Annotated in this window: 17 protein-coding genes; 5 read left to right on the plus strand and 12 right to left on the minus strand. The window is 65.6% G+C overall.

All coding sequences use genetic code 11. The features are described from left to right. Positions 1-81: 81 nt before the first annotated feature. Positions 82-288 (plus strand): hypothetical protein, encoded by a 207-nt coding sequence (locus RO07_RS26015; RefSeq protein WP_147284658.1) that lies wholly within the window; start codon positions 82-84, stop codon positions 286-288. A 165-nt stretch (positions 289-453) separates the two neighbouring features. After that, positions 454-1,293 carry a bifunctional allantoicase/(S)-ureidoglycine aminohydrolase gene (locus RO07_RS13375; RefSeq protein WP_039411312.1) on the plus strand — a complete coding sequence of 280 codons (840 nt, stop codon included), beginning with the start codon at positions 454-456 and terminating at the stop codon, positions 1,291-1,293. A 57-nt stretch (positions 1,294-1,350) separates the two neighbouring features. On the opposite strand, the gene RO07_RS13380 is transcribed toward RO07_RS13375, so the two are convergent. The 4 genes from RO07_RS13380 to RO07_RS13395 form a co-directional block, all read right to left on the minus strand. Continuing rightward, entirely contained in the window at positions 1,351-2,241 is an 891-nt protein-coding gene (locus RO07_RS13380; protein WP_039411314.1) for a LysR substrate-binding domain-containing protein, read from the minus strand. Between the two features lie 274 nt (positions 2,242-2,515). Then, positions 2,516-4,141, minus strand: a complete 1,626-nt coding sequence (locus RO07_RS13385; RefSeq protein WP_039411316.1) for an AAA family ATPase — start codon at positions 4,139-4,141, stop codon at positions 2,516-2,518. Between the two features lie 62 nt (positions 4,142-4,203). After that, the gene (locus RO07_RS13390) at positions 4,204-4,896 is read right to left on the minus strand and encodes an alpha/beta hydrolase (protein ID WP_115089351.1); all 693 of its coding nucleotides are present in this window, start codon (positions 4,894-4,896) and stop codon (positions 4,204-4,206) included. A gap of 192 nt (positions 4,897-5,088) precedes the next feature. Beyond that, a complete protein-coding gene (locus RO07_RS13395) occupies positions 5,089-5,979 on the minus strand; it encodes a LysR family transcriptional regulator (RefSeq protein ID WP_039411318.1) in 891 nt (296 codons plus the stop codon). A gap of 95 nt (positions 5,980-6,074) precedes the next feature. Between RO07_RS13395 and RO07_RS13400 the strand changes: the two genes are divergently transcribed. Then, entirely contained in the window at positions 6,075-7,109 is a 1,035-nt protein-coding gene (locus RO07_RS13400; RefSeq protein ID WP_052267286.1) for an NAD-dependent epimerase/dehydratase family protein, read from the plus strand. A 48-nt stretch (positions 7,110-7,157) separates the two neighbouring features. Here RO07_RS13400 and RO07_RS13405 read toward each other — a convergent pair whose 3' ends face one another. Both RO07_RS13405 and RO07_RS13410 read right to left on the minus strand, forming a co-directional pair. Further along, positions 7,158-8,018 carry an IclR family transcriptional regulator gene (locus RO07_RS13405; protein ID WP_039411323.1) on the minus strand — a complete coding sequence of 287 codons (861 nt, stop codon included), beginning with the start codon at positions 8,016-8,018 and terminating at the stop codon, positions 7,158-7,160. Between the two features lie 33 nt (positions 8,019-8,051). Continuing rightward, a complete protein-coding gene (locus tag RO07_RS13410; RefSeq protein ID WP_039411325.1) occupies positions 8,052-8,729 on the minus strand; it encodes a cupin domain-containing protein in 678 nt (225 codons plus the stop codon). 211 nt (positions 8,730-8,940) lie between these two features. On the opposite strand from RO07_RS13410, the gene RO07_RS13415 reads away from it, so the two are divergent. Then, complete coding sequence (locus tag RO07_RS13415; protein WP_039411327.1) at positions 8,941-10,203, plus strand: MFS transporter; 1,263 nt, start codon at positions 8,941-8,943, stop codon at positions 10,201-10,203. Between the two features lie 114 nt (positions 10,204-10,317). On the opposite strand, the gene RO07_RS13420 is transcribed toward RO07_RS13415, so the two are convergent. The 5 genes from RO07_RS13420 to RO07_RS13440 form a co-directional block, all read right to left on the minus strand. After that, a complete protein-coding gene (locus tag RO07_RS13420; RefSeq protein ID WP_084072602.1) occupies positions 10,318-12,189 on the minus strand; it encodes a feruloyl-CoA synthase in 1,872 nt (623 codons plus the stop codon). Further along, a complete protein-coding gene (locus tag RO07_RS13425; RefSeq protein WP_039411329.1) occupies positions 12,174-13,364 on the minus strand; it encodes an ABC transporter substrate-binding protein in 1,191 nt (396 codons plus the stop codon). The genes RO07_RS13420 and RO07_RS13425 overlap by 16 nt, the downstream gene beginning before the upstream one ends. A 72-nt stretch (positions 13,365-13,436) precedes the next feature. Beyond that, positions 13,437-14,357 (minus strand): beta-keto acid cleavage family enzyme, encoded by a 921-nt coding sequence (locus tag RO07_RS13430; protein WP_039411331.1) that lies wholly within the window; start codon positions 14,355-14,357, stop codon positions 13,437-13,439. A 137-nt stretch (positions 14,358-14,494) separates the two neighbouring features. Next, positions 14,495-15,421: a 3-hydroxyacyl-CoA dehydrogenase NAD-binding domain-containing protein gene (locus RO07_RS13435; RefSeq protein ID WP_039411334.1), complete on the minus strand. Its 927-nt coding sequence runs from the start codon at positions 15,419-15,421 to the stop codon at positions 14,495-14,497. 29 nt (positions 15,422-15,450) lie between these two features. Beyond that, the gene (locus RO07_RS13440; protein WP_039411336.1) at positions 15,451-16,209 is read right to left on the minus strand and encodes a crotonase/enoyl-CoA hydratase family protein; all 759 of its coding nucleotides are present in this window, start codon (positions 16,207-16,209) and stop codon (positions 15,451-15,453) included. A gap of 255 nt (positions 16,210-16,464) precedes the next feature. Here RO07_RS13440 and RO07_RS13445 point away from each other — a divergent pair, with 255 nt between their 5' ends. Continuing rightward, on the plus strand, positions 16,465-17,358 hold the full coding sequence (locus RO07_RS13445) for a helix-turn-helix transcriptional regulator (protein WP_237171249.1): 894 nt from the start codon (positions 16,465-16,467) through the stop codon (positions 17,356-17,358). Between the two features lie 78 nt (positions 17,359-17,436). Here the strand turns inward: RO07_RS13445 and RO07_RS13450 are convergent, their stop codons facing one another. Further along, a complete protein-coding gene (locus RO07_RS13450) occupies positions 17,437-17,886 on the minus strand; it encodes a helix-turn-helix domain-containing protein (protein ID WP_039411340.1) in 450 nt (149 codons plus the stop codon). Positions 17,887-17,895: the final 9 nt, after the last annotated feature.

Here is a 17,895-nt window from a genome sequence, read left to right on the forward strand (position 1 = left end):
TTACGAGACCCTGTGGCGCGGCTGCGCCCCCACGACGAAGGGCAGCGTCGACGGGGCCCCAGGGAGCACGGAGGCCGTTTCATGACTCACCGCGTTTCCGTTGGCGCCGTCGGTGCCGACGGCAGCCCCAGGCATCTGGACAAGAGTTTCGTGGCGTTCGACGCACCGGACGCGGCCACTGCCGTTGCGGCAGCACCCGCAGCCCGCGCCGTCATCCGCCATGGACGTTATTGGGGCGGTCCGAACGCCGCCCTGCTTCAGGACACAGCAGGGGCCACCCCGACCTGACTGTCATGCACGACGCCGGCCGTCTGCGCGAGACGACCGGCGCCGTTCTCGTTTGTCGCGCCGTGGAGGAGCCGTCTGCGCGCGCCCCCAAGTGCAGGTGGCGGCCAAGACACCCGGCGGCGAACGATGGGGAGAAAAATCAGAATGACTCAGGAGCAATCAACCATGTCGAAGACTACGTATTACGCGCCGCATGGCGGGCATCCGGGCCAGACCGAGCTGCTCACCGACCGCGCCATGTTCACCGAGGCATACGCCGTCATTCCGAAGGGTGTGATGCGCGACATCGTGACCAGCCATCTGCCGTTCTGGGACAACACGCGCCTGTGGGTGCTCGCGCGACCGCTATCGGGCTTTGCCGAGACGTTCGCGCAGTACATCATGGAAGTGGGCGTCGGCGGCGGCAGCGACAAGCCGGAGCAGGACGAGAAGGCGGAAGGCGTGCTGTTCGTGGTCGAAGGCGAGATCACCGTGACGATCCATGGCAAGGCCAACCAGCTCACCCCGGGCGGCTACGCGTTCATTCCGCCCAAGACCGACTGGCAATTGCGCAACAACAGCCAGGGCACGGCGCGCTTCCACTGGATTCGCAAGCACTATCAAGCCGTGGAAGGCCTGCCGTATCCGGAGCCGTTCGTGAAGCACGAGCAGGACGTCGAGCCGATCCCGATGCCGGGCACCGAAGGCCGCTGGGTGACGACGCGTTTCGTCGACATCCAGGACATGCGCCACGACATGCACGTGAATATCGTGACGTTCCAGCCCGGTGGCGTGATTCCGTTCGCGGAAACACACGTGATGGAACACGGTCTGTACGTGCTCGAAGGCAAGGCGGTCTATCGTCTGAACCAAGACTGGGTGGAAGTCGAAGCCGGCGACTTCATGTGGCTGCGTGCCTTCTGCCCGCAAGCGTGCTACGCCGGCGGCCCCGGCCCGTTCCGTTACCTGCTGTACAAGGACGTCAACCGTCACATGAACCTGACGCTGGGTGCACAACCGAAGTAAGGCGCCCCGCTCGCCTGCACGGTCATTCGACGGTGCGGGCGTCGCTGCGCGCGGACGTCATTTTGCCGCGCGCGGCTTCGATCCCAGCATCCCCACGAGCACCTTGGCGAGCGCGCCGACCATCGGATCGGCCGTCGGGCGATGAAAGATCGCCAGCTCGAACGTGTCGATGGCCGGCAGCCCCTGCGCCCGGCCCAGCACCACGTGCCCGGGCAGCACGGCGCGTGGCGGCACCAGACTGATCCCCATCCCGTCGGCGACCGCACCCTGAATACCGCTCAGGCTCGAACTGGTGAAGCTGATGCGCCAGTTACGCCCCATCGCTTCGAGCGCGTTGATCATGTCGTCGCGATAGAGTCCGCGCGTCGGGAACGTCACGAGCGGTACGGGATCGCGTTCGAACGCCGGATGTTTCGCGCTATCGATCCACGCCAGCTTCTCGGGACGGGAAGCGACCGATTCGCGGCTATTGCGGCGCTGCTTGACGAGCACCAGATCGAGCTCGCCGCGATCGTAGCTGCTCATCAGGTCGCGGCTCAGGCCGCTCGTCACTTCGAGCTTGACTTGCGGATACTGCCGATTGAAACGGGCAAGCACCTGCGTGGTCGCGCCCGTCGCGAAGTCCTCCGGCACCCCCAGGCGCACCGTCACCGCCACGACCGCGCCCGACAGCGCCTCGAACATCTGATCGTTGAGCGCGAGCATCTGTCGCGCATACCCCAGCAACAACTCGCCTGCATCGGTCGCGTGGACTTCCCGGTTGCCCCGATCGAGCAGCTTGTGCCCCACCATGTCCTCGAGTCGCCGGATCTTCTGACTCACGGTCGATTGCGTGGAGTGAAGGCGCGCCGCGGCCGTGGTGAAGCTGCCGCAGTCGGCCACCATGATGATCGCACGCAACAGGTCCAGATCGAACAGCGGACGATTCGATTTTGCACTGCCAGCCATGAGTCATATTTATTTTTTCAATGGATGGCCAAACTTGTATCACGCACGACGAACGCCCGGCAACCGGGGCTTTCACGGGCACGGCAAGGCATCGTTCCGAACGCGCGATGGCGCGATCGGTCACCAGATAGACGCGTCCCCACTCGGAAGACCAGACGCGCCTGGCCCGGGCTGGAAGGACTGTGGCAGCCCCAAGGACGTCTTTACCGATCGGTGCATCTCTGGACGTCTGAGGCAATATTCATCGGCAACGAAAATCGAATCTGGATTCGTACTACGCGTCGTAACCACGGAACAATCCGCACAGACGGAACACGTCTTCCGTGTACGGCATGTCCTTCACCTTGCAGTAGCGGCTCGCCAGCTTCATCAACTCCTTGATGTCGCGCCCGCTCGCGTTCGGATAGCGATCCGCGAGCGTTTCGATCAGCGCATCGTCGAGATACGCGCCGACCTGCTCGGCCTGCATGCGCCACAATCGTCGCGCGTCGGCCGGCGACGGCGTCTCGTAATGAATCGTCGCAATGCAGCGCGAGAGAATCGCATCGTCCACGTCGCCGATGCGATTGGTCGTCATGAACAGCAAGCCGTGGAAATACTCCAGCGAGCGCAGGAATTCCGCCACGATGGCGTTGTGCTCGAGATCGTTGTCGCGGCGCCGGATGTACACGTCCGCTTCGTCGAGCAACAGGATCGCATTCCAGCGCATGGCGCGACGCAGGATGCTCATGAGCGTGGCGCCGACCGACGCCGCCGTCGTGCCCAATTGCCCCGAATGCACGCGGTACAGCGGCTTGCCCACGACTTCCGAATAGATTTCCGCGGTCAGCGTCTTGCCGAGCCCCGGCGCGCCCTGACACAGAATCGTCGCGCCCCCCGATTTACCCGGCACGAAGTCCGGCATCATCACGTCCATGTTCGACGTCAGAATGTCGATCAGATCGTGATGGTGCGCCGGGAGCACCAGTTTGTCCCGCAACCCCGGCTGGTACTCGTACTCGGTCATGTTCTGCACATGCACCCAGAGGTTGCGGTGCCAGTCCAGATGGAACACGTGAACGTAGCAATGCAGCGGGATCGTCTCGAACGCCTGGTCGATTTGCGCGTTGCGCCAGAAGTCCGCGTCGCACGCCATCTCGAAGTTGCGCTCCAGGCGCTCCTCGTCGTTCACGCATTTGGCCGCCGCCCCGTCCACCACGCGAATGAGCTCGGTCGCGCCCTTCGGGTCCACCGAGAACACCGCGCGGCGGATCACGAACTGCGCACCGAACGCGCGCTGCACGCGCAGAAACCGCTGTGCATGCTGCTCATACTCGCGCTTGAACTCCGCGCATTCCTTGTAGAAACCGAATTCGGCGAGCAGCTCCGGAATCGTGCGGTTGGCAATGTCGTCGCGCGTGAAGACGAGCGACGTGGTCATGCCCGAACGGCGCAGGCGGTGCTCCGTCAGATTCGAATTGGCCGACTGCATGGTGTTCGCGAGCATGTCCATCACGACATACGGCGAGCCCTGCTCCGGTTCGACGTAACGCAGGCGACGCACCAGCCACGGCAGCAACGCGCCGTCCCGATGACGCTGATACAGCCACCCGTCGATGGCATCGCGCGCCAGGTAGGCCACGAGGCCGGGCACCAGCTTGTCGAGACTCGGAATCACGCGCGCCTGCGGTGCGTTGTAGACGTTATCGAGCGCGAGCATCTGGAACATCAACGCGCGCTCGTTCTGCGTCTTGCACAACACGTACAGCGTGTTGAGCGACTTGGCGTCGAACCACTCGCTCGACACCGTCATGTTGCCCCGGCACACGCCATAGGCCGTCAATTGTTTGCCCAGCGGCGAATCGCTGCCGATCAACTGCAGCAGCGGATGAATCAGCGACTCGGGAATCTCGAAATCCATGTGCGGTACTCCCCCGTATGGCGTATGACCGTGTGCGTCGTGCCGCCGTCGCGGCAGCGACGTCAGGCGAGGAAAAAGTCGATGGCGCGGGCGACGACGCCCGGCTCGATGATGTGCAGGCCGTCGAACTCGACGTATTCGACTTCGTAGCCTGCCGCCTTGAGCTTGTTCGCGTTCTGGCGCCCGCTCGTGGCGATGGGCAACTGCTCGTCGATCAGGCCGTGTGCGATGAAGATGCGGGGCGTGCCCTCCTGCACGAAGATCGACATGAAGCCGCCCGAGAAGGCGATGACATGGCTCGCGATGTCGCCATTGGTCACGCCGATGGACAACGCATAGCTGGCGCCGTCGGAGAAACCGGCAAACGCCACGCGCCGCGGATCGATCCGGTATTGCGCCGCTACCTTGGCGAGCGCAAGTTGCAGACGCTCGAGGTCGGGCCCGTTGCCACCGATCACGATGTCCCAGGTCGGGAAGGTGGAGTGCGGCGCGAGCACCAGGAATTTGTGGCGCTCGGCGTGCGGTTCGATGAACGGCAGCACCTTCTCCGGGAATCCCCCCGCGCCGTGGAACATCACGAATAGCGGGACCGGCCTGTCCTCGGGTAAATCGGTCGGGACGTAAAGCACCGCGTCGCGCGCTTCGCTGAGGCCCAGCGAGTGTCGGCCGGGGGGCAACGGGGAAACCGGGAAGATCGAGGAGATCGGGGAAGCAGCCGCGTCAGCGGCAGATGTGGCGTCGGCGGAAGTCTCCATCGAAGCCCCGACAGCAGCGCGGGCGGAAGCACGCACGGACGCGGAGGCTGCAGCCATAACGTCCGGTGGCATGCGTCCGAACAAAGCGGGATCGAACATGGCGCGGTGTTTGTCTCGTCATCGTTGATGTTATTGATATATTGTATATCATGAGATTCACTGCTGACATCCTCTATTTGTCGACAGGCCACCTTATTCGGCCATGTACGCGGTCAATCCGGCCACGAGCGCGTCGAATGTGATTTTGCAGCGGGGATTGGCGCGCAAGTCCTCATGCATCGTCACCCACGTGGCGAGCTTGAAGCGGAACGCCGCGGGCAGCACGCGCGTGAGTCGCGCATCGCGACGCGCAAGCGGCACCTGACAGCCGCCGATGCCATACCCTGCCCGGATCATCGCCAGTTGGGCGAGATCGCTGTCGGCGCGAAACGCGAATGCGTCGCGTGTCCAGACCGTCGATCCGCGCGTGGCGTCGCGCAGGAACGGCGTCATCCGGTCAAAACCGATCAAGGTGTGATGCGCGAGATCCGCCAACGTCGACGGCATGCCGTAGCGCGCCAGATAGTCGTCGCGCGCATGCAGGCCGACGTCGATGCTGCCCACGCGCCGTGCGATGAGCGCCTCCTGCTGTGGTACCGCCATGCGCACGGCGATATCCACTTCCCGATGCAACAAGTCCTGAATCCGATTGGTCGGCACCAGTTCGATCGTCAGTTGCGGATGGGTGCGACGCAATGCCGTCAGGATCGGCGGCAGCACCTCCACGCCCACGACTTCGCTCGCGGAAACGCGCACCACACCATTGATCCCGTCGCCTTGGCTCGCCGCCGCGCGCTCGAACGCCAACGCCGTATGCTGCATCGCCTGTGCATGCGTACGCAGGGCCTGGGCCGCATCCGTCGGCAGCAAGCCCGTTTGCGAACGCGTAAACAGCGTCTGCCCCAGCGCCGCCTCGAGTGTCGCAATGTGCCGGCCCGCCGTCGGCTGCGTGATGCCCAGCGCACGCGCCGCTCCCGAGAGGGAGCCTTCCGTCAGCGCGGCGAGAAACGTCCGGTAAAGATCCCAGCTCAGATTCGCAGCCATACAAAAATGAATAGCCGATAGTTGAATTTCAGCAATTTTATTCCAACTGTCCCGCGCGGAGAATTGCCCCATCGACAACCTTCGCGAAACACGACATGGCACACGAATCTCCCCTTCCCTGCGCCCCGGCATCGGCGACACCCCGTGCGTTGGTACTCGGCGCCACGGGCGGCATCGGCGGCGAAGTCGCCCGACAACTCGTCGACGCCGGCTGGCAAGTCATCGCGCTGCGTCGCGGCGGCGCACCTCGCGCCGACGCGTCGGACAGCGGCCTGCAGTGGATCGACGGCGACGCCATGCGCACGGACGACGTGCTCGACGCCGCGCGCGGCTGCAGCGTCATCGTGCACGCCGTCAATCCGCCCGGATATCGCAACTGGCACACGCAAGTGCTGCCAATGCTCGACAACACCATCGCAGCCGCGACATTGCACGGCGCGACGATCGTCTTGCCCGGCACCCTCTACAACTACGGGCCGGAAACGTTCCCGGAAGTCCACGAGGACACACCGCAGCGACCTCGCACCCGCAAGGGAGCGATTCGCGCGACGATGGAAAGCCGTCTCCACGATGCGAGCCGCAATGGCGTGCAGACGATCATCGTGCGCGCCGGCGATTTCTTCGGACCGCAGACGCGCAACAGCTGGTTTGCCCAGGGATTGTTGAAGCCCGGTCGAACGACGCGCCTGGTTCACGTGCCCAACGCGCCGGGCGTCGGCCATCAGTGGTCGTATCTTCCCGATGTGGCGAAGACGATGGTCATGCTCGTCGAACGACGCCACACGCTGCCCGCCTTCAACAACTTTCACATGGCGGGCCACTGGGACGCAGACGGTACGCAACTCGCAGCAGCCATTGCGCGCGTGATGTCGCGCCACGGCGTAACGGTTCGCACGCAGCGCTTCGGATGGTGGATGGTATGGGCCGGCGCGCCGTTCGTGACGACGCTGCGCGAACTGCTGGAGATGCGCTACCTGTGGCAACAGCCCGTGCGGCTGAACAACGCGCGGCTCGTCGACGTACTCGGCCACGAACCGCACACGCCGCTCGACGACGCCGTGCAAGCCACGCTGGAAGGCCTCGGCTGCCTGCCCGGCAAACCGGGCGGGAAGGCTCTCGCATACCGCTGACTTATCATCGGCTCGGCGGCTCGCGTTACTGCGAACCTTCGTCGTCGGTCACTCCGCGCGAGCGCCGCCGAGCAACCGCGAGATGCGACGTGCCGCGTCGGTGAGCGCCGCGACCGTCTGCGGATTCGGATGCGCGGGCAGATAGTGGATCGAGCCGACGATGGCGAGTGTGCCGAAGAGCGAGCCGTCGTCCTGGACGATGGGCGCGGCAAGCGCGTTCACGCCGAGAAACACTTCCTCGGGCGCGTCGGCCCAACCGCGCTCGCGCACGAGTGCAAGTTCATGCGACAGACGCATCGCGTCGGTGATGGTATGCGGCGTGCAGGCATCGAGTGGGCCGGCAAGCACCGCCTCGCGCCGTTCCGGCGCGCCGAACGCGAGCGCGATCTTGCCCTGCGCCACGCTGTGCAGCTTGAACTGAGTGCCGGGGTGCAGCAGGATTTCGAGCGGACTGCGCCCACGCATGACGTCCAGCACGACGACATCGGTTTCGGTAAACGAACTGATGACGATGGTCTGCCCTACGGCATCGCGCAGCTCTTCCATCACAGGGCGCGCCAGCCCGACCACGTCGAACTGCTTGACGAGCTTCTGCCCGAGCAGGAAAAGCCGCCAGCCGATGCGATACCGGCTCGTGCGCGGATTCTGCACGACATAGCCTTCGTGCCGAAGCGCCGTGAGGTGCCGGTGCACGCGCGCCTTGGGCACGCCGAGCGCTTCCGCCAGATGCGTGACGCCGCATTCGGCGTTGCGCTCGGCCAGCAACTCCAGAATGCGCAGTGAAATGACCGAAGTCGACGACGTGTTGAGTTCGTCGCTGCCCGTGACGGTGGTCGCCGAGTCGTGATGTGCAGCCGCGAGGCCCGCGCCGCGGGTGCCGTCGTTCGGGTTGTCCTTCGATCGTTTCACTGAGTGTCCTTTGTCACTGTCGCCGCCATGCGACTACTGCGCGTCGAGCGAGATGAAACGCTCGCCGAACACGTGGTAGCGCTGCGGCTTGTTCTTGTCGCCATCCTCGGCGCGCACGTAGCGAATCGAGCTGCGATTGCGACACGCCCGCGGCAGAATGAAACAGCGGATGAATGTGGTGTCGCGCGCCTCGGTCGTCGGTGCAAGCACCGGGGCGTATCCGAGTTCGAGCCACGCCTGCCCGGGACCGTGGGTGTGCGAAGCGCCCAGCGTCTCGATCGTGATCTCGCCTTCGAGCGTGCAACGCACGCCGGGCCCCTGATGCACGTGCAGATGCGCCACGCCGCCGGGGGGGAATTGTACCTTGTCGCACCGCATGAGCCAGCGTTGGCGCGGGTCCAGCTCGATCGGCGCCGCGAGCTTGAGCGTCGACGACGCGCCCGGCGCCGAGGTGATTTCGCCCGGCGTCGGCGCATCGCCGGCCATCAACTCCCAGCGCCACAACGTGGCCCCTTCGCTGCCCGCGATCAACGCGACATCGTCCTCCCCCAGCCAGGCGCTTTGCGCCGGGTGATGTTGCGCGCCCGTCTCGAACTCGATGGCGACATCGCCGCGCACCACGTAAATCGCCCGGCGTGCCGCGCTCAGATAGACCGGTGCATGGTTCGGCGCAATGACATCCTCGTACAAACGCAATTGAAACGGCTTCACTTCTCGATCTCCTGTGACCTACGGCTGCCCGACCATCGAGACAACCTCGACACAAAGTATCGACTATCGATACACAAAGCACCATTTATGGTTTACCACGACACCTAACTTCGGAGCATCCTGTTACCATGCAGACGAAATCATTCCCAATCGTATCGATAGCCGATACATTAGGCATGACACTAGGATGAGTTCCATGAAGGAGACAAGAATGGACACTGGCACGACCGCTCTGAAAGCGGCAGGCGCCGCACGTCGGCCTTGGTATCGCGGGGCGTCGCCGGCGCAATGGCGGGCATTTGGTTCGGCTTACATCGGCTGGATGCTGGACATCATGGATCTGATGCTGTTCGCCATGGTGATTCGCTACATCAGCGCCGATCTGCATTTCGACAAGGGCGTGGCAGGCATGATCGCCTCGCTCACCCTGTTGGCCACCGCGTTCGGTGGTCTGTTCTTCGGCTTTCTCGCCGATCGCATCGGGCGCACGCGCTCGATGATTCTCTCGATCCTGTGCTACTCGATCGGCACCGCGCTGTGCGGTTTCGCCGATTCGGTGACGCAACTCCTGGTCTTCCGCTTCCTGCTCGGCCTCGGTATCGGCGGCGAGTGGTCGGCGGGCGCCGCACTCATTACCGAGACGTGGCCCGCCGAACATCGCGCGAAGGTCATGGCATGGGTGCAGAGCGCATTCGCCATGGGCTACGCCGTGGCGGCCATCGTGGCAGCGGTGATCCTGCCGTACTTCGGCTGGCGCTGGGTGTTCGCGTTCGGCCTGTTGCCGACGGTGCTGGCGTTCTGGGTGCGCCGGCACGTGGAGGAGCCGGCGATCTGGCGCGAGCAGCGGGTGCGCCTCACGCTGGGCCAGACGCTCGGCATGCTGTTCGGCCCGTATGCACGCAGCACGATCGTCGGGCTCGCCTTCACGGCCGCCGCGATGTGCGGTTACTGGGGATTGTTCACGTGGATCCCGGCCTATCTCGCGACGCCGGTCGATCAGGGCGGCCCGGGCTTCGATCTGCTGCGCTCGACCACGTGGATCGTGATCATGCAGATCGGCGCGGCGGCGGGCTTCGTCTGCTTCGGCTACATCGCCGATCGCATCGGGTGCCGCAAGTCGTTCCTGCTTTTCTTCATCATCTCGGCCGTGACGGTACCGCTCTACGTCGCGATTCGCGAGCCCATGCTGCTGCTGGCCTTCGGCCCGGTGGTGGCGTTCTTCGGCACGGGCTTCTACAGCGGCTTCGGCCCGACCTTCGCCGAGATGTTCCCGACACAGGTCCGCGCCACGGCGCAAGGCTTCATCTACAACACCGGACGCGCGGCCAGCGCCCTCGCGCCCGCTGCCGTGGGCCTGCTCTCGCGCGGCGAGAACGTGAGCGCGGCGCTCGGTGCGACGGCCGGGTTCTTCCTGCTCGCGGCCATCATCGTCTACTTCTTCCTGCCCGAGCGTCACGGCGAAGCGCTCGCCTGAGCTTGACGCTTACGCCCTCTTACGCCCTCCGGCGACTTCGCGCACCGACGGCCCCTGCCGCCGTCGGTGCGCTGTCGCTCTCTCACTTCCCCCTACCCGCCCGGCGTGCTCCTCTCAAGGCAACGCCAGCCGGATGACCGACGGGCAATCCGAATACAACCGCGCAACATCGTCGGCACGCAGGTTCAGCACCGCGCGCTGATTGACGTACCCCTTGTCCGTGATCTCGCCCAGCTCCAGCGACGGCGGCGAGGACAGGATCGCGGCGCGCGCGGCCCGCTGCGAACTGCCGGCATCCTGCGCCAGTTGTGCGAGCGCCTGCGCCACCCGGGCGCGAATGCCGTCGTGCATCGCCAGTTGCCTGCCCGCGTCCGGCGCGTTGCCCACGTCTGCCGCCATCGCCCGCATGGCCGGGCTCGGGAAAATCAGCAGTCCGATCTCGTCCCGGTCGTGCCCCGCGACGACGACGTCCGACGCATACGGCGCCAGTGCCGTCACCGCACGCAAGCGCAATGCGCCGACGGACACCCATGTGCCGCTCGTGAGTTTGAAGTCCTCCGATACCCGACCATCGAAGAGGACGCCCGCGCTCGGATCGTCCGGATCGCATAGCCGGCCTGCATCGCCCGTGCGATAGAAGCCTTCGTCGTCGAACGCTTCGGCAGTGGCCGCCGGGTCGCCCGCATAGCGGCGAAACACCGACGGGCCACGCACGCGCATCTCCAGTTTGTCGCCGTTGGGCACGAACTTGAGCTCGTTGCCCGGCGCCGGAACCCCGATGTTGCCCGCCCCCGGAATCGGGAAGTGCACGCTGGTGATGAGCGGCGAGGTCTCCGTCGCCCCCCATGCCGAAGTGAAGAACGGCAGCGTGTCGCAATGCCGCGACGCCAGCCGTTCGAAGCGCTGCCACACCGCCGGCGGCAGGCTCGCGGCCGCATAAAACAGCACCTGCAGGCGGCCGAAGAAACGTGCGGCAAAGGCGTCGTCGTCTTCCAGGTACGGCGCCAGTGCCTCGAAACCCTTCGGCACGTTGAAGTGCAGCGTGGGCGATACGTCGCGCAGATTCTCGACGGAACGGCCGATCAGTTCCGGCACGGGACGACCGTCATCCACGTAGAACGCCCCACCGTTGCGCAGCGCCATGTGGAAGTTGTGATTCGCGCCGAACGTGTGGCTCCACGGCAACCAGTCCACCACGATCGGCGCGGCATCGTCGATGAAATGCCAGCACTGCGCGACCATTTGCTGGTTCGCCGCGAGCATCCGATGCGTGTTGACGACGATCTTCGGTTTGCCGGTCGAGCCCGAGGTCAGCAACAGCTTGGCCGTGTCCTCCGGCGCCACCCGTGCAAACGCGGCGTCCAGTGCCGGTGTGGCGGGCGTCGCCGCCAACGCGTCGAATTGCAGCCACCCGGGCCGTGCGTTGTGCGTCGCGACGATCGGGCAGCGGATCGGCGCATCGAGCAACGCGCGTCCATAGGCTTCGCCGTCCTCGACATAGACCAGCGCGGGGTCGAGCCGCGCCAGAATGCCGTGCAGTTTGCTCATGTCCTTCGCGACGCGGGAATAGGCCGACGAGACGATGGCCGTCTGCCGCCCCGCCATCATCGCGCCGAACACGAGCAGCGCATGATTGACGCTGTTGTCCGACAGGATCACGACCGGCCGCTCGCGCGGCACGCGGAGATCGAGCAGCGCCTGCCCGATGCCGCGCGCCAGGGCAAGAGCCTCGCGATACGTCGCCTTGCGCCAGAGACCGCCGTCGGAGGCCGCCTCGCCGGACAGGAGGCGTTGCGCGACGAAAACGGCGTCGGGCGTTTGCGTGGCCCACTTCACGAGCCAGTCGGCCGGACTGCGCGCGAACTCGCCCAATGGCGTGCGCGAGCGAATCACGAAGCTGCCGTCCGCCCTCGTCTCGCGCTCGATGTCGGGCACGGCGAGACGTCGCGCGCCGGACGACGTCGCCGGGTTCAGTCGATCGTCCACTTGCCGCCCTTGACCGTAACGAGCACGCGACCGTCTTCGCCATACGCCGAATGGTCCTGCGCGCTCACGTTGATCATGCCGTGCGTGGCTGCCAGCCCGCGCGTCTGTCCGATGGCGCTGACGAGCGCGTCGCGAAACGCCTGCGTGCCCGGCGGCGTCTGCTTCGCTGCCACGGCGACAGCGCGATCGAGCACCAGGTAGGCGTCGTAGGCGTAGCCTGCGAAGAGGTTGCGCGAGCCCGCCCCGTACTGCGCCTCGTAGCGCCTGGCGAAGTCGACCGCGACGGCCTTGCCCGGGTGGCTCGCCGGCAATTGCTCGGCGACCAGAATGTTGCCGACCGGGAGGATCGCGCCTTCGGCACTCTTGCCGGCCACGCGCAGGAAGTCGTTGTTGGCCACGCCGTGCGTCTGGTAGAGGCGGCCCTTGTAGCCGCGCTCGCGCAGTGTGCTCATCGGCAGTGCGCCGGGCGTGCCGCTCGCCGCGATGATGACGGCGTCCACGTTGGCCGACATCACCTTGAGTACTTGCGCCGTCACCGACTGGTCGTTGCGGGCGTAGCGCTCGACCGGCGCCACCTGGATCTGGCGCGCCGCCGCCCGCGCCTGAATGTCCTTGAGCCAGGCCTCGCCATAGGAATCGGAGAAACCGATGAAGCCGAGCGTCTTCACCTTATGCGCCTTCATGTCGTCGAGCACGGCGTCGGCCATGACGGCCACCGACTGCGGCAACGAGAAGACGTAGCGCATCTGCGTCGCGCTCGGCACGAATGGGCACAGCCCCAGTTGCGGCGTGCGCGTGTCGGCGGCGACGGCCGCGACCGCCAGACACGCCGGCGTCGTGGACGAGCCGATGATTGCGTCGACCTTGTCTTCGGTGGCGAGACGCCGTGCGTTCTTCGTCGCCGTGGTCGGATCGGTGGCGTCGTCGAGCACGATGTAGCGCGCGGGCAGACCGCCCAGCGTGGGCGGCAGCATGCCGATGGCCTGCTTCTCGGGAATGCCGAGCGATGCGCCGGGCCCCGTGGAGGACAGCGTCACGCCAATGGTGACGCCCGTCGGCTGCGCATGCGCCTGCGTGGCCGCGCCGAACACGGCGACACACAGCGACAGCGCGGTGAGTGTGAAACGTCGGGATCGCGAGAACGCGACACTGCATGTGAACCGGTTTGCCGCCATGTGACTTGTCTCCTAGTCTTTCGCTTGTTGTTTTCGAATGCAGGGGCTGGACAGCTTGCGACGCACAACGACTCAACGCACGGCAAACTCCGGCAGCACTTCGCGATTGCGCGGCAGGCCCATGATTTCGCGGGCCTCGGCCGGCGTGGCGGGCTCGTAGCCCATCTCGCGCACGAGCCGCACCACACGCTCGGTCAGTTGCTGGTTCGTCGCGGGCACGCCGTGCTCGTAGTACAGGTTGTCTTCGAGGCCCACGCGCACGTGACCGCCGAGCAGCAGCGAGTTCATCGCCGACGGAAGCTGTGCCGGACCGATGCCGCTCACGCAGAAGATGCTGCCCTTGGGCAGCAGGTCGACCATCGACTGCAGCACGCGCGGGGTGTACGGCATGGCGTTCTGGAAGCCGCGATGCACGCCGAGCACCAGATTCACGAAGAACGGCTCCTCGTCGAAACCCGCGGCGGTGAGCGTGGCGAGGTCCTGCACGATGTGCGTCGGGCTGAAGACTTCCCACTCCGGCTTGATGCCGCGCTTTTTCATCTCCACGGCAAGATGCTTCGAGCGCTCGGGCGACGTGTGCATCAGCAACTCCTTGCCGCCGAAGCTCGCGATGATGGTGGTCGCGTCGAGCGTGCACATCTCGGCGCCGGCGTCCATGCCCTTCAGACGCTCCTCCCACAGAATCTCCCAATAGCCGCTGTCGGCCTGCCCGATCATGTCGCCGTGCACGCCGCCGCCGGTGGAGTTGTTGATGACGATGTCGCACTTGTCGCGAATGCGGCGATTGATGTCGCGATAGATCGCCGGGTCGCAGGTCGCGCCGTCGTCGCCGGGGCGGCGCGCGTGCACGGCCACGACGCTCGCGCCCGCGTTGTAGCAGTCGTAGACGTCGCGGGCGATCTCGTCGGGCTGCGTCGGCAGATGGGGGTTCTGCGACTTGTACGCCATGCCGCCCGTGGGCGCGATGGTGACGATGACTTTCGGTTTGCTCATGCCTGTCTCCTTCGATTCGTTCGATATGTTCGATATGGTCGGTGCGGGATCGCACCGGTGAGCCCGGGATCAAGGATCGGGGGATCCGGTAATTCGATAGTCCGAAATGCGCCCGCGCGCGGCGGGCTGGCGCGTGCTTACGGCTTGTTCGCGAGAATGCCGAGGATGATGGCGTCGCGCTGGGCTTCGAGTCGCGCATTGCCGCGCCCGACCAGTTCGGCCTCGACGCCCGCCGTGATGCGCGCCTTGAGGTCCTCCGTGAGCACCGGCGCGCCAAGATCGGCCCACCACGATTCGATGGGCGGGCCGAGGTGTTCGAGCAGATGCGCAATGCCGCCCGCGCCGCCGGACAAATGCAGGTTCAGGAACGGCCCGAGTGCGGCCCAGCGCAGCCCGGGCCCGTAAGCGATGGCGTCGTCGATGTCGGCCACCGACGCGACGCCCGTGTCCACGAGATGCATCGCCTCGCGCCACAACGCGGCCTGCAGGCGATTCGCGATATGGCCCTTGACCTCTTTCTTCACGTGGATCGCGCGCTTGCCGATGACCCGGTAGAACTGCATCGCCGTATCGATGGCGGACTGCGACGATTGCGCGCCGCCAATGACTTCCACCAGCGGAATGAGATGCGGTGGATTGAACGGATGGCCGAGCACCACTCGCTCGGGATGCTGGCAAACCGACTGCACCCGGCTCATCAACAGTCCCGACGAGCTCGACGCAATGACCACCGACGGCGGCAATGCCGCGTCCATCCGCCGGAACAGATCCTGTTTGAGATCCTCGCGCTCCGGACCGCTCTCCTGTACGAAACCGGCGTCCTCGAGCGCGGCGTCGAGTGTGTCGTGAAAAGTGAGTGCGTCACGGGTGGCGCCGTCCGACAGACCGATGCGGATCAGCGTGGACCAATGCGCATCGATCGCCTCGCGCAGACGCTCGCGGGCCCCCGGCGCCGGATCCCATGCGCTCACGCGCAGTCCACGCGCCAGGAAGTACGCAGCCCAGCTCGCGCCGATCACACCGGTGCCGATGACGGCGACCTGTTCGATGTTGTCGTATTTCACATTCGTCTCCGTGGGGGATGGCCGCAGCGCTAGCGCGCCGTACGGCCCAGAAAGCGCTCCATGCGCTCGCGCGCTTCGGGCGTCGCCAGCATCAGCGCACTCGTGACCGACTCGGTGAACAGCCCGTCGGACATCGACATGTCGTGAATGCGCGAGAGCGCGTGAATCGTCGCCCAGTTCGAGAGCGGGCTGTTCGCCGCGGTGTCACGGGCGAGTTGCGTGGCGAGCGTCAGGCCCGCGCCCGCGTCCGTCAGGTAGTGACCAAGGCCGAGCCGCTCGCCGTCGACGGCGTCGTAACGGCGCCCGGTGAGCATCATCTCCGTCATGCGGTCCGGCCCGAGAATGCGCGCCACGCGGACCGACGCGCCACCGCCGACGAAGATGCCGCGCTTGCCCTCGGGCAACTGGAAGAATGCACCGCGTTCGATGACACGCACATGGGCGGCGAGCGCCAGTTCCAGCCCGCCACCGATGACCGCGCCATGCAACACCGCCACGACCGGACGGCCACCGAACTGAATCTCGTGGAAGACCTTATGCCAGCGCTGCGAGACGCGCAGCACGTCAATGGGGTCGCGCTGGCTGTTCTCGGCGAGGTCGAGCCCGGCGCAGAAGTGCTCGCCGACGCCGTTCAGGACGACGGCACGCACGCCGTCGTCGAAATCGCGGAACGCCGCCTCGAGCGAATCGACGGCGGCGTCGCACAGCGCGTTGCGTTTGTCCGCGCGGTCCAGCGTTACGAAAGCGATGGCGTCCTCGACGCGCACTCGCAAGTGGGGATAGGTCATGTTTGCATTTGCTCCAAATCTTGAAAAGTATCTTATAAGATATTTTCAGTGCTGCGTGACTTGTGCAATGCAGTTCAGGGTTAACAGGGATATTTGCCCATTAAAGGCATTTTAATGCACGTACAGACCTCCCAAGGCGAACATCATGGTACTCGATCACCCCATTACTGATATCTCATAGTATATTTACCGATATGACCGTCGACGTCGCACTCAATGCCCAAACGACCTGCCGATTCCCTTCCGCCTGACCGCTTGTCGCCGACCAATGCCGGCGACACCGGTGACGCGATCGCGCCGCAACTCGCCCTGCTGGCCCGGCGCGTTCGTACGCTGCGAGCCCAACGCGGCATGACCCGCAAGCAGCTTGCCGCGCAGTCCGGCGTGTCGCTGCCCTATCTCGCTCGCGTGGAAGCCGGCACCGGAAACGTCTCGCTCGCCGTGTTGCACAAACTTGGCGAAGCGCTCAACGTCGGCGTGGAGACGCTCGTCGCCGAGCGCATGGCGTACGACGGCGACTTGTTGATCCTCGTCGAATATCTTCGTCAGCAGCCCGCCGAGGTGCTTTCGCGCCTGCGTCGTCAAATCGTGGTGCCCGCGGCCGCCGAAGCGCGCGGCAAGGGTCGGCGCATCGCGCTCATCGGACTGCGGGGCGCAGGCAAATCGACGCTCGGGCCGCGGCTCGCGCAGGCGTTCGGCGCGCCCTTCGTCGAACTCGACAAGGAAGTCGAGCGGGAAGCGGGGATCGCGATCGGCGAAGTAATCACGCTGTATGGACAGGCCGCCATGCGGCGCATCGAGCGACAGTGCATCGAGCGCATCATCGCGGAACACGACAATGTGGTGCTGGCCACGGGCGGCGGTATCGTGTCCGAAGCCCAGACCTACGAGCGCGTGCTGCGCACGTTCCGCACGGTATGGTTGCGCGCCCGCCCCGACGTCCATTTTCAGCGTGTGATGCAGCAGAACGATGCGCGCATCGCCACCGAGGCGCTACGCAACGAAGCGCTCGAACACATCCACCGCATGCTCGACGCGCGCGAAGCGCTCTACCAACTCGCCGACGTGACGCTCGACACGTCGGACATCACGCCGGATGCGGCGCTCGCCGCCTTGCAGGACACGCTGTCACCGGCACGTGCTGCCTGAGGCGGGCGCTACCGGTCGAATCCGGTGCTGGAAATCGATCGCGTGGCCTGTCCGCCTGTCCGTAGCGGCGCCAGCCGGTCAGTCCGCCTTGCGGCGCCTCTGCGCCGACGAGCCTTCACTGCCGATGACGTGCCCTACTCGCTTCGCACTCGCCAGCCGCATCAGCCGCTGGAACTGCGGGCACGCCAGATGCTCCGGCGCCGGACACACCGCCGCGTGGCGCAAGCCGTCGCGCAGCGCACTGAGCTGGCGGATGGTCCTGTCGATCTCGTCGGCCCTCGCCTGCAGGCGCGCGCGGTCGATGCTCGCCTTGCCCTGCGGCAGCAACATGCCGGCAATGTCATCCAGCGAGAATCCCGCCGTCCGGCCAAGCGCAATCAGCGACAGCGTCTGCAGCACGGAGGCGTCGTATTGGCGTCGCAGCCCGCGACGGCCCGTCGCCGCAATCAGTCCCTTCTCCTCGTAATACCGCAACGTGGACGGCGGCACGCCGGCCTGCCGTACCACCTCGCCAATGTCCAGTGTCATGTCGACGCT

It is taken from the genome of Pandoraea pulmonicola, from assembly GCF_000815105.2.
In the GTDB taxonomy this organism is placed as follows: domain Bacteria; phylum Pseudomonadota; class Gammaproteobacteria; order Burkholderiales; family Burkholderiaceae; genus Pandoraea; species Pandoraea pulmonicola.